Below are 12,267 nucleotides of genomic sequence, written 5' to 3'. Positions count from 1 at the left end.
TCGGCTCCATTAAATATCACATACATAATTCCATCGGCTGATAGACAAGCCCTGATGACTCTTGTATTTCACCAATGCAGTTAAATCCATACTTTTTATAAGCGCCCACAGACGTTAATGACGCACTGACTGTTAAAATATCAGCTCTCACATGGTTGAGTATCGCGTGTAACAAAGTACGACCCACCCCATTATTTTGAAATTCAGGGTCAACAAAAAGCATTGCCACATGACATCCAGTCTTAAGTTCAATCATACCAACTAGGGTACCATTGCACTCCACGGCCAAAAGTACATTGTCTTGCTGCATCCTCTGTAAAAACGCGCTGTGTGCCACAATACTTTTAAAGGTATGAATGCCTTCATCATGCAAGCTACTTGCAATTGATTTTTTAAATGCTCGGATACAAATCGCTCTCACCCGTTCAAGATCGTGCTCTTGGACTTTCCTAACCTGCATCACTCTCCCCTTCACTATACCCCGTGTCATTTCTGACTCTAAGCTGTACATAACCATTGGGTGAAAATAAGCTAATCAGTGACAATACCCTCACCAATAAACTCGCCCTATCGCGGTCTAAACTTACACCCAGATATAAGCACTTTGTATACTTTGCCAAATATGGACTATGTTACATGCGTACTACACCTAAGTAAAAATAATGCGCGTTGACCCCCATAAAACGCACGGAAATAACTTGCCGTATAGGAAAAAAGAAATTACATACATCATTAAGTATGCACACTGCAAAGTCATTATTTGACGGAGAAAGTAATTATTTAAATATTACTAGGTACAATAATTAGCATGTTTTATTTCATATTTAGCCAAAACCAGTCTCATGTGCATGATTTATACGTTAAGCAACCAAAATTGGATGTATTTTTAGCTCTAGCAGTGAAAATAATTAATTCCAACAAATTATTTTTTCAATGATTTTTTTGTCATGTGAAAGATGCCCTTTGTCACAGTATGTTTAGCCATACGCCTTTGTAATACAAAAATACGTCCTATCAAAAAATAATATATAATATTTTCAATAGCTTAATCGGCATATACTAAACTATTTAGCCACTCCATTCCTACTCCACGCAAACAACGTGCAGTGATCTCATGCCGTGAAAAACAATAAAGGTATAAAGATAGAAGAAAGTGTTATAGGCAAACCCATTGAAAAATATACTGTATACAATATATTCATATTGGTTATTTATACATCAAGATAATTACAGAAAAATTACATTAACTTCACAGTAAAAATACAACATAAATAAGTTACAACATGATAAAGGAGAACACGATGAAAATCGTTTCGTCACATTGGACCAAGTTAATGCTCGGTTCAGCAATACTGCTTTCACAACAAGCGTTGGGTGCAACTCTGCCTGATGTATGTGCGACGCAGGGACCTTCAACCTCGATAACAGACGGCACACCAATTTGTGTCAATGACAACGGAATAGCCTATTTGAGCTTGAGCGGTGCAAATGAGCATAACAGTGTTGCTATCAGTACAGGACATGGTACTGGAGACCTAAGTTTATATGTAGATCAAGGCCGCTGGCCTAGCACAGGCTCTAATAGTAATGCTTATAAATCAATTACTTCTGGAACTAATGGTGAGTGCGTCGTAATTAGTAATCCTAGTCAGTACTGGTTGATGATCGCAGTCACTGGCACCCGCAATAAATCATCTCTTGCTGTTGATTTTGGTGCGACGTCTTGTCGAGATATAGATGGTGGTGGAGACAACCCTGGAGATGGAAATACAGGGAGTATCGTTGCGCCTAGCAATCTAACGGGTACAACGACCGAATCGAGTGCTATCGTCTCTTGGAGTGACAATTCTAACAACGAAGATAACTTTATTATTCAACGTTCATCAGCTGGTGTATCTTGGCATACCGTAGCGACTGTTAACGCGAATGAAACCAGCTTTACTGATACAGGTTTAGTACAAGACAAAGTCTATTACTATGTAATGTATGCAAAAAATACGACAAATACATCTGGTTGGAGTGCGATATTAACGACTAAAACCAAAAAGTCAGGGTCAACTACCCCACCAGGTGATGGTGGCGATTTAGCCAATATTTGTGCAACCAGTGATCCTACTACTGAAACTGCGCTCACAGATGGTGTACCTGTATGTGTACCCGCCGCTTCGCAAGGCACAGGCTTTGCTATTTCAACGTTTAATCAAAATGTAACGAGTATCGCAATTAGTTCATCTTACGGTCTAGGTAACTTAACATTGGCCGGCAGAACAGATGGTAAGTGGCCAAAATCTGGCGACGACAGTATCCGTTCGTCTAAAGTCGGGAATACCGAATGTGTGGTATTAACCAACCCTCGCAATGGCTGGAACAATATTCGTTTAGAAGGTTTGTTTAAAGGTGCAAGTGTTGTTGCGGACTTTAACAAAACCAGCTGCCGAGTAACTCCTGGCGATGATGACCCTGGCAATGATGGATATGATCATAATGGTGTTCATGTATTGGTTTACCCATTTAGGTTTCCAGATCAAGATTTAGAATTTACCACGGATCAAATCAATGCTGAAATGCAGAAGACCAAAGATTACTTCACCGAGCAATCATATGGGAAATTCAACTTTACTTGGGAAATTAAGCCAAAAATTACCATGCCACAGAGTCACAATTACTATAACAATGACAAAAAGTTATGGAATCCAGGCTATAAAGAGCAACTTGTTAATGTTGGAGTAGATCCAAACTTCCCAGGTGAAGCGACAATTATAATGGTGACTGCACCGCCTGTAGGTACTGATTCAACTTATTTCATTAACTCTCAAGCAGGTCCACCGCTTATGGAGATTTATACTTATGCGGCAGGCACAATTGCACATGAAACTGGGCACGCTTTAGGATTACATCACTCAATGTCAATTGAAGGTGGTAATAGCATGCTTAATGGCAATTCAAATGATGTTGTCACCAATTATGGTAATGTATTTGGCTTAATGGGCATGGGAGCTCACTCGTTAGAAGAAATGAACCTAATGTATAAAGGTTACTTTAATAACTGGATTTCTGACACCGACGTACCCACTATAACAACATCGGGTAAATACCGTATTTACACATATAATCATGGCACATCATCAGGGCACAATGCACCTGGTGCTATTGGTCTTAAAATACCATCAGGCGATAAAACGTTTTGGGTTGAATATTTAACACGCCAAAAGAGTGAAGCAAATTCATCACCGGATCAACAATTACGTACACCTCTTTTACAAAATGGTATTGTGATCAACCTGCAGAATTATATGGATAACAATGCAGCACCTTGGTACAACCATAACTCATTACTATTAGACTCTACTCCAAACTCTCGCAGTTCAAATTGGGCGCTAGAAGACTTTAATGATGCCCCTTTACAGAAAAATCATACCTTCACCGACCCTTGGGGTAAATTTAGCATTTACCCTGTAGAAACAGGTGGCACTCTGGGCACGGCAAATGCTTGGATTGATGTACAAGTCACGTTTTTCTAATCGTTATTAGAAAGTCATATTGAAAAGTAATATGAAAAAAATAAAGCACCGCTAGATTTAATGCGGTGCTTTTTATCTGGCCTTTAAAAAATAGTGAACAACCATACTTTTATACATCAACTACCTATGTTATTCGCCAGCCAAGGTTGCTCAGTTATACCGCGTCTTTTTTTACGCTTTTAAAGCGTAGCAGTAAGGGCTTAAAGCAATAGTGAGACAGTACCGACACGGTTGAAAATAAAACCACACCAATAAACGGGATCACAGGCCCTGTGAAAAATGCCGCGCCCATAACATAACCCAGAATACACTCAGCTTTGTGTAACGGTATAAACAGTGCTGTGATCATCAGGCCCATCAGCATATAAACAGCAATATTTTGTAAACCAAAACTGAACGCGAGCGACGCCAACAAGCTCACCAACAACATTCCCATAAAGCCAATCAGTATATTACGATAGAAGTCGCTTAAGCTCAGCGCTTCATGCGCGCGCGTTAATAGCCTTCTCTTAATACGTATAAAAGTGATGAACACCAAAGACGGTAATATAATTAACCCCCACCAATTGGATATACCCGGCAAGTCTGAGCGCATCAGAATGTGATGTGTGACAATTCCTCCATTAAAATATTCCCATGACAAGTGACAGATTTGAAAAATCACGACGATGATGAGTAAGCTATTTCTAATTCGTTCTAATTGCCTATCTTTCATACCAACTAATTCCTATTACCAAGTTAATGTAGTTATAATTAATAGGTATTCTGCAATAAACAAACCAAATAAAAACCAATAAATTTCAACAACTTAAAAATTTAAAAAATCAACACTTAACAAATTAACTCAAATAGTAGTGTTTATCACTAAACAATCACAAATTTTCCTATGTACAATAACAGCCATTATATGAGTGGGAAGATAATAAATTTATCCATTCTCACTTGCTGTGGTTTCAGCCCCATTATGGTCAGTTGCCGGTGCAGTAGCTGTAGATCTTTTGTGGTCAATACCAACGAAGCTTCATTTGGATGATACACAGACCCTGAAGGGTAATCTTTTTTCGCACATGCTGACATTTCGATGTGCGCGCCTAAAATAGCTGAAACAGGGTTCATCTCACTGAATGCCACCAGCCTTGCTATGCTGCTTTTAAATGTTAACCAATCACGAATGTATAGCCTACCTGGATAAAAGGTATCGCCAGTCAAAAGCCACTGTGTTTGATCATCATATAAACTGATAGCCTCTCGTTGATGCCCTGGTGTGGGAATAACCGAAATATTTCTCCCACCTAGCTTAAACACACTAACCGAATTGGGCCAGTCGCTTAGCTGCAACGTTTTTTGCAATACGGTTAGTTGATGAGGAGGCACAACGGATACGCCTTCCACCCCATAAAACTGTGAGTCAGCTGCTATATGGTCGTTATGACTATGCGAGTGTAATACATGTAAGGCATAATCTTTTGGTTGACGCTTTATGCGTATTAAATGTTGTTGAATAATCATTTGCACTGTGCGCGCAAGGGGGAATAGTTTGGCACTTGTTGTGGCCCCAGTATCAAGTAATAGTGCTTTTCGATCACCTAATAATAAATAGATAAAAGGCGCTTCATAATGCACGCATTTACTCTGCCGAATGATGTAGGTAGTCAGATTAAACTCAAGCACTTCCATACTAGGGCGCGTATCCAGTTCACACTCTTTACTCCCCGCAAACCACTGCTTTTGAGAAAGGTTTGGGGTTGCTTTCCCATATGCAACAGTACAACTGATTACATAAAGTACACATGCTACTAAAAAACGCATCACGCCATTCATAAGGTAAAATCCTGTGTTTCCAAATAGCGTATATTTTTAATACCGCACTGTTCCAACGCGTTTGAGATAGCAACGTGGCTCAATATCTTGGGTTTATTGCATTGATACATGGTTTGTTTATGCTCTTTGTCATTTTGCATAACAGCAATGGCATCGAACGACGGCGGCTGCTGTATTTTATGGACGAGAAGATAGGTATGGTTGTTTAATTTAACGTTATAAAAAACCTGATTTTGTGATTGATAATTACGCGTTATCGGTTCAACTAAAATGGCTTTATGAAAATCAATTTTCATTTTGTCAAAGTGTATTCCGCCTCTCTCAAAATGACCTGTATAAAAGTCAGCGCCAATTGTGAACACCTCTCTGGTGACCAACCTATTCAAATCAAACTTACTCGGTAATAGCGTAACCATGCCTTGGCGTAATTCAGCTAATACCTGCTGCTCGTTTGGTACAATGATTTGGTAAATTATCTGGTAATCGTGCGGCGTCGAATAAAGGGGTAAATGGCTGGCGTATATATTTTCTTGGTCATCAGTAAACAATACCATACCATGAGCCCCATAGCGCTGATGCATTTGATGTGACTGGGACTCTGCGAACACTTGAGGTGATACGCCGATGAGTAGCACGCATATAAGTAGCACACAGCGCGTACAATAGGTAAATAGTAGAAAAAGCAACATAGCCATCTCTTGATGAAAAATTGTAGCTACTTTACACTGTCATTCATTGAATTTTTATCGATTAAATATCATTAATCATTTACCTTTTGGAATCAATATGAACGTTGAAGACCTGCGAAAACTGGCGCATTTAGCACAAACTCAAAACCTTCATACATCTGCCGTGGCGCTTAATATTACCACTGGCGCTCTGTCGAAAACACTTAAGAAAATTGAAACTCAACTTAATAGTAAAATTTTTGACCGGGTCGGTCGGAACATTCAGGTCAACACCAACGGTAAGAAATTTACGCTGTATGCTAATGAACTTATCAATCAATATGATCAAATGCTCAGTGAATTCATAAGTACACAAGCCAAACATTCACTCAATATTGCAGGCCCATCCGTGTTACTTGATCACGTGCTTGATAAACTCCTCCCTCACATCAGCACTGCGCAATTTGAAGTAAACTTACAAGCTGTTTTTGAAGGCGATGCCATTAATAAACTTAAAAGCGGCGCCGCTCATCTAGCCATCGTAACCGATGACGCTTTGCCTGATTGGCAATCAGCAGGATTTCATGCCCTCCCTCTAGGGGTTACCACATTTGAACTGGTTGCCGCCACCGACCACCCCATTCATCAAATTAAAACGCCAACACTTGCAGATATAAATAATACATTTTTTGCTTGCCCGAGCAGCTCGTCATTTTGCGGCATTGTGCGTGGTGTTGGCTCTGATGGGTGGCCAGATCATATCCACCCCCGCCATATTGCTTTTCGCTGTGATAACTTCGCTTCACTGCTTAGTGTAATTAAAAAGCACCCTGCGTTGGCTTATCTGCCTGATATTGCTATTGATGAGCAGCTTAGCGTTATCAAACTTAGTAATTTTGCTGCACGAAATCAGGAACGTATTAACCTCGTTTATAAACCGAGCTTCTCAACTGGTTGGTTGAACCAGCTAATTGACCGTATTAGCGCGAGTCATACTCAAACGCCCAGCTTAAAATGAATAAAAACGATACCTTAAAAGAAGTAACAATAACGCACAGCCTAAGCAAATACACACGGTAATCTAAAATCCATGATGCCTGCGAATATGCTTGATTAACCCTTTATCGTTGAATTCTAACGACACAATATTGATAGATTCGTAGTCAATGACTTTACTTGAATGACTCGGTTTTACTTTACCTACTTCAATCATTTTAATAAATACGACATTTGAGCCGACCATCTTTTCCACAATGCGAATAGAACTAAAGATGACTTTATCTGTCATCTTCGCAATCAGGCTATTTCGAAGTTCAGTTTTGCTGTTGATCACCACATTGTACTTAATGTGTTCATCAATAAACGTATCTGCCAGCAACGACAAATAATGATCGATATCTTCAATATCTGTATCTGGTTGTTGTCTGGCATTTTTGGCTGCTACAAAGGCATTAGCAAGTTCCGTTAACTGTGCTTCACTGAATACCTTCGCCAAAGATGGCAGTGAATATAATAATAATGTGACTATTAGTAGTAATTTATGCACGTCGGTCTTCCTTTTATTGTAAATCCAGTGCGTTTTAAATGGCTTTACTGGTAGGCTCATCTGGCCCTATATAAAGCTAAAATCACCACTATTTCACCCTGCGTTACGACTCTGATTTTGCCAAAACAACTCCCATACTAATAAATAACGTGCCAAATAATTTGTTGAGAAATGACATTACTCGCTGATTTGATAAATACGGTTTTACGCATAACCCCAACAATGAATAACCCAGCATTACAACACTATCGATCACAATAACCGTTACACCCAAAATCATATATTGTTCGGAAAATGAGTGATTAACATTTACAAACTGCGGCAAAAATGCCGCAAGAAACACAATGGACTTCGGGTTGAAAAGGTTCACGATAAAACCTTGTTTGATAAGCTGACCATACACAGTTGACACTTGGGCAAGTTCGGTGTTCATCGTGCCTTTTTCTCGCCACTTTTTAATGCCAAGAAAAATTAAATATGCAGCACCAATATATTTAAACACCTCAAAAAAGGTCACTGAAGATGCAAGCAAAGCCCCTAAACCAAAAGAAACAACCATAATGTGTAATGCTAGCGCCAATTGCAGTCCTACTAGCCCTTTGATAGCGGCAATTATGCCCCCTGTCATTGAGTTATTAATCGACGTAATTGTCCCAGCGCCAGGGGCCAAACTAAACACAACACACGCAGCAACAAATGTGAGCCAAATACCGATATCCATAACTTTCCTCAAAACATTTTATATTTTTGCTACCAAAGAAGGCCACCACTATCTCACAGTGATTTATTCCAAAATAGTACTTATCGCTTTCTAAACAGAACAAGTTACATAACACGATACAAATTATGCTAGTCTAAGTCTCCTCTTATTTTTCATAAATAAAAGCCGGCGTACCTAATGCTGACCATACCTCGGCCATAAAAGTATCGTTTGTCTGCCTTAAACGCGCTTGATTTAGATCCACAAATATAGGACAACCGCCTGTAGCGTAGTGACCTGCATCTGTTAAATGTCCGAATACAAGAAACTGATTGCCTATTGTCGGTGACAGAGCGCCACATGAGTTACTCTCAACCTCAGTTCGAATAAACACCTTAGGCGTTACACCCAGACCCTTCCACACCTTTTGAACTTTCATTTGTGTTTTGTAAAAGGATGGCCTCACACCGTTACCGTTTATCACTTTATGGGTTTCTAATGTGGCACCACTGAAAATCACATCATAAAACTCAAACCTTTCTTTCATACTTTGCGCGTCACCACCACAGGAGCACGCTGAAACCCACAATGGTAAAAGCGTAAAAATCAATAATGTGGCTTTGAACACAATCGGAACTCCATTAGATAATAAACATGATGCCTTTTATATACTTAACGCTTATCAGGCTGTTACTATAAAGTATAGCGCTTCACATAAGCGAAATACTAAGTGCCAGTCCCTGATGAACCATCGCAAATAAACACGTTATAGTTCGAAAAACCCCATGTAATCTTTTCAAGCGACTAATTACCGTTGGCTTAAATTGTATAACGAACCGAAACAGAGCAACCGGCTGGTCACTCCACATTAAACTTTTGTTGATATAGACTCAACTCAAGCTAACTTGTTGCATAAATTAAGAACTTGATAAATCAGAATCGCTTACTATCTTGCCTAACAGCTCTCCCACCCTTTCTTTTTGATACTCCTCCATAGATACATAAAGCGCACTCCCAGAAAGTAATAAAATTGAAACTGAATATACAAAAACTTTCTTTAACCTTGTATTCATATTAATAATCCTTGCACCAATGCTAATAGAAATTTTATGGGTCGGTAGAACGACCCAGCTTTGTAAATGAACCAACCATAACTTAGTTCCTATTTTGATTCAATCGTGTAGTAACAGGCTTTGATGATGATTATCGCGCTTAACTGTGTCGAAATATTCAAAGGTTTTCGCTTTAGCCCAATCAATGCCTGCCTTTTTAAGCAATGTGTTAACTTTGGTCCTTAAGTTAGTTGGCAGCTTGTTAATGCCGCTTTTAACTGTTCGTTCACTCATTGCAAACTCACTAAGCCGATCATTAAGCAATGCAGGAGCATGTTCACTAAAACCCTGATAAGTACCTAAGTTGTGTTTATACTGCGCTGGCACTTCTTGCTGCTCGTACCAATTTTACGCTGCATTGCTCACCTGCTTCACGCAAATCTGCATGTATCCAAGGGCTACCATACGTACCGCCACTGACTACATAAAACGCTTTAATGAGTTTTAACAAGCGACGATCTTCAAGTGCTCTATCACTTAAGGGCTTTTTTAACCACGCATAAAAACCACTACGATGTAGTTGAAACAGGCGGCACATAGCAAGGATAGAAAACTCATCTCGATGATCACGAATGAAGCCGTACTTTATTCGGGGTGACTGGCAAAGTACCTTGCGGCCTTTTTTAAAATGTCTCGCTCCTCCGTCACACGTTTCAATGCAGCCTCTAATGTAGCGATCTTCAGTTTTTCATCGAATGATTGAACAGATTTAGGTTTATCTGATAACTGGCTCCGCCAGTGGTATAACGTTTTGGTACAAATATCTAATCGCTCAGCGACTTCTGCAACTGAGTATCCACGGTCAGTAATTTGTTTAACAGCTGCTTCTTTAAACTCTTGGGTATAGCGTTTGCCTTTGCTCATAAAACACCTCTTATTAGAAGTCACAATGTAACTCATTGAGTGTCTAGCAAAGTCTGGGAAGTCCAAAAATGAATTTGGCATTTTCTGACTTTTGCACCCTTTTCATGAAGGTTGCTAAAGCCGATTCATTATTTACTAAAGCATTTCTATTCAGCTCAATCTTTCCCAAGAAGTCATCAAAAAAGAAAACCGTTTGGCTACCTTGGTTAATCTTTGCATACCCTTGTTCTAGTGAATTTATTGCACAAAAACTCCATCCATCTTTTAGGTATTGATAACAGACCATTTTAGCTAAAGTTGTTTTACCTACACCTGGAGCACCTGAGATAATAAGAGTATTTTTTGATTCAAGCTTTAAAAATGCATCATCATAACTTGGGTTTCTTACATAGACCTTAGATTCATCTGCAATCTCATCTTTGGTTATTTGAGTATAATTTTCTAACCCTGAATGTAATACTCGATCCAAAATGGCAGAATCCGTTAGCCAGAGCTTGAAGTGAGACTTCAAAATATCTGGATGTCTTCTTAGTGCAGCTCTTATATCTTCGGCTCCCCAAATATCATCACTTGAACAAATGTAAGGTCTAAAAATATCAGTCAGTTGGTCACTTAGGTTTGGTGTCAATGTATAAGATGTGAAAAATAAATAGCGAGCAGGATTTATTTTATTTAGCTTTAGAACTTCTTGTCTTGCAGTCCTTAAAAGATCTGATGCTCTCGATTTTGTATAGTGTTTACATTGCAATATAGTTAATTTATCACTCTTGGAGTGACGACCATCAATTCCACCATCAGGCCCCGCACCAAATGAAGAAAACTTTTCCCCCGTCTCTTTCTGTACTATATCAATGCACAAATCTTCGAAATCGATATGTGACAAGTTACACAAATTTACCATTAGCTAGAAACCCTCATTCGAAAAACGAATCTTAAATATTTACTGTGATTGAAGACTGATAGCTGCCAGCCAACTCATGACCTCGCCTTCAGCATCGACTTCCTCAAGGCGTGCCAAGGTCATATTTTCAACAGCTCCTCGATTTAAACGCTTTTTGGCTTTGCTCTCTTTCTTACTTTGCTTCTTATCATCTAACTCCTCCCAAGATTTTGAAGAGCCAGAAGCACCATATACTGCCTTAGCTACTAATGTTGGTACATCATCAAATGGCTGGAATTGTTCCGCAAATTGGGTGCCAAACTCTTCGTTGATCGCTTCAAAACGGATATAGTTTTCCATCTCTCTTCTATTAGTGATAAATGAAGTGCAATTTTCACCACGTGGACTAAGAAGGGACAGGCACCTATGGTGCTGGCATATGTAAGTTCTTGCAAGGTAAACACATTACAGTTTTTGAAGTTAACCGACCTAATCGAGCAGTTAGAAGGCTAAGAGGAAAATCCGGTCCTACTGATGCTGAAAAAGCAACTCGCTCTGTCGTGGCCAATGAATCTACTGCTATCCCCAAGTTTCATGATCGCAAAGTTGAAGCTATGAAGTTTTTAGTTGTAGCAAGGAAAAGTTCAGTAAAGTCTAAAGCACAAGCAATCAACCAAATTCAAGCTTTACTTGTTACTGCGTCAGAACATATTCGTCAAAAGTGCTATGTCCCTTCGAGTTACCAATGCGGCCTTGCTTGTAAGGCACTAGAAATGAATTCAGACAGCATACTGGAAGAAACTGCTGAACCTGCTAGCAAAGCGATGGGAAGTGTTGTCACACAAGCTAAAACGATTGATAAACAACTTAAAGCATTAACCAGCTCAGCAGCTTCTACATTACTAGAGCAATATGGTGTAGGGAGCTATGTTGCAGCGACATTGCTTGTTGCTGCTGGTGACAATCCTGAGCGACTAAAAAAAGAATCATCCGTTGCTGCCTTATGTGGTGCTAGCCCCTTGGATGCATCTTCAGATAAAAAGCAACGCCACAGGCTAAACAGAGGTGGTACAAGAGATGTTAATAATGCACTTTGGACTGTAGCTTTAATTCGAATGCGTAATGATTTCAGAACAAGGCAGTATGTAGAAAAAC

At 39.4% G+C, this 12,267-nt stretch carries 15 protein-coding genes; 3 read left to right on the top strand and 12 right to left on the bottom strand.

Features of this window, described 5'->3' with window-relative positions:
• Window positions 1-16: 16 nt before the first annotated feature.
• Window positions 17-460, bottom strand: coding sequence for a GNAT family N-acetyltransferase (locus tag J8M01_RS22130; RefSeq protein ID WP_211059359.1), 444 nt, complete (start codon window positions 458-460; stop codon window positions 17-19).
• An 841-nt stretch (window positions 461-1,301) separates the two neighbouring features.
• On the opposite strand from J8M01_RS22130, the gene J8M01_RS22125 reads away from it, so the two are divergent.
• Entirely contained in the window at window positions 1,302-3,521 is a 2,220-nt protein-coding gene (locus J8M01_RS22125; protein WP_211059358.1) for a hypothetical protein, read from the top strand.
• A gap of 154 nt (window positions 3,522-3,675) precedes the next feature.
• Here J8M01_RS22125 and J8M01_RS22120 read toward each other — a convergent pair whose 3' ends face one another.
• From J8M01_RS22120 to J8M01_RS22110, 3 genes are all read right to left on the bottom strand, one after another.
• Window positions 3,676-4,236 carry a hypothetical protein gene (locus tag J8M01_RS22120; protein ID WP_247671233.1) on the bottom strand — a complete coding sequence of 187 codons (561 nt, stop codon included), beginning with the start codon at window positions 4,234-4,236 and terminating at the stop codon, window positions 3,676-3,678.
• Between the two features lie 188 nt (window positions 4,237-4,424).
• Window positions 4,425-5,342: an MBL fold metallo-hydrolase gene (locus tag J8M01_RS22115; protein ID WP_211059357.1), complete on the bottom strand. Its 918-nt coding sequence runs from the start codon at window positions 5,340-5,342 to the stop codon at window positions 4,425-4,427.
• Window positions 5,339-5,992 carry a hypothetical protein gene (locus tag J8M01_RS22110; protein ID WP_211059356.1) on the bottom strand — a complete coding sequence of 218 codons (654 nt, stop codon included), beginning with the start codon at window positions 5,990-5,992 and terminating at the stop codon, window positions 5,339-5,341. The genes J8M01_RS22115 and J8M01_RS22110 overlap by 4 nt, the downstream gene beginning before the upstream one ends.
• A 136-nt stretch (window positions 5,993-6,128) precedes the next feature.
• Between J8M01_RS22110 and J8M01_RS22105 the strand changes: the two genes are divergently transcribed.
• Window positions 6,129-7,028, top strand: a complete 900-nt coding sequence (locus J8M01_RS22105; RefSeq protein WP_211059355.1) for a LysR family transcriptional regulator — start codon at window positions 6,129-6,131, stop codon at window positions 7,026-7,028.
• Between the two features lie 63 nt (window positions 7,029-7,091).
• Here the strand turns inward: J8M01_RS22105 and J8M01_RS22100 are convergent, their stop codons facing one another.
• From J8M01_RS22100 to J8M01_RS22065, 8 genes are all read right to left on the bottom strand, one after another.
• Window positions 7,092-7,556, bottom strand: a complete 465-nt coding sequence (locus tag J8M01_RS22100; protein WP_211059354.1) for a nuclear transport factor 2 family protein — start codon at window positions 7,554-7,556, stop codon at window positions 7,092-7,094.
• Between the two features lie 103 nt (window positions 7,557-7,659).
• Complete coding sequence (rhtB, locus tag J8M01_RS22095; RefSeq protein WP_210998184.1) at window positions 7,660-8,277, bottom strand: homoserine/homoserine lactone efflux protein; 618 nt, start codon at window positions 8,275-8,277, stop codon at window positions 7,660-7,662.
• Window positions 8,278-8,422: 145 nt separating this feature from the next.
• Window positions 8,423-8,884: a hypothetical protein gene (locus J8M01_RS22090; RefSeq protein WP_211059353.1), complete on the bottom strand. Its 462-nt coding sequence runs from the start codon at window positions 8,882-8,884 to the stop codon at window positions 8,423-8,425.
• A gap of 544 nt (window positions 8,885-9,428) precedes the next feature.
• Window positions 9,429-9,695, bottom strand: coding sequence for a hypothetical protein (locus tag J8M01_RS22085; RefSeq protein WP_211059352.1), 267 nt, complete (start codon window positions 9,693-9,695; stop codon window positions 9,429-9,431).
• On the bottom strand, window positions 9,679-9,906 hold the full coding sequence (locus tag J8M01_RS22080) for an IS3 family transposase (protein WP_211059351.1): 228 nt from the start codon (window positions 9,904-9,906) through the stop codon (window positions 9,679-9,681). The genes J8M01_RS22085 and J8M01_RS22080 overlap by 17 nt, the downstream gene beginning before the upstream one ends.
• A gap of 47 nt (window positions 9,907-9,953) precedes the next feature.
• The gene (locus J8M01_RS22075) at window positions 9,954-10,232 is read right to left on the bottom strand and encodes a transposase (protein WP_211059350.1); all 279 of its coding nucleotides are present in this window, start codon (window positions 10,230-10,232) and stop codon (window positions 9,954-9,956) included.
• A gap of 43 nt (window positions 10,233-10,275) precedes the next feature.
• The gene (locus J8M01_RS22070; RefSeq protein WP_247671232.1) at window positions 10,276-11,115 is read right to left on the bottom strand and encodes an ATP-binding protein; all 840 of its coding nucleotides are present in this window, start codon (window positions 11,113-11,115) and stop codon (window positions 10,276-10,278) included.
• 57 nt (window positions 11,116-11,172) lie between these two features.
• Complete coding sequence (locus J8M01_RS22065) at window positions 11,173-11,472, bottom strand: hypothetical protein (protein WP_211059348.1); 300 nt, start codon at window positions 11,470-11,472, stop codon at window positions 11,173-11,175.
• A gap of 89 nt (window positions 11,473-11,561) precedes the next feature.
• Here J8M01_RS22065 and J8M01_RS22060 point away from each other — a divergent pair.
• Window positions 11,562-12,267 (top strand): transposase (locus tag J8M01_RS22060; protein WP_211059347.1); only part of this gene is annotated, 706 nt, incomplete at its 3' end.

The sequence above is a fragment of the Pseudoalteromonas sp. MMG005 genome (assembly GCF_018101015.1).
Taxonomy (GTDB): domain Bacteria; phylum Pseudomonadota; class Gammaproteobacteria; order Enterobacterales; family Alteromonadaceae; genus Pseudoalteromonas; species Pseudoalteromonas aurantia.
Note: the sequence above shows the minus strand (reverse complement) of the source record. Positions and strands in the feature narration are given on the sequence as shown.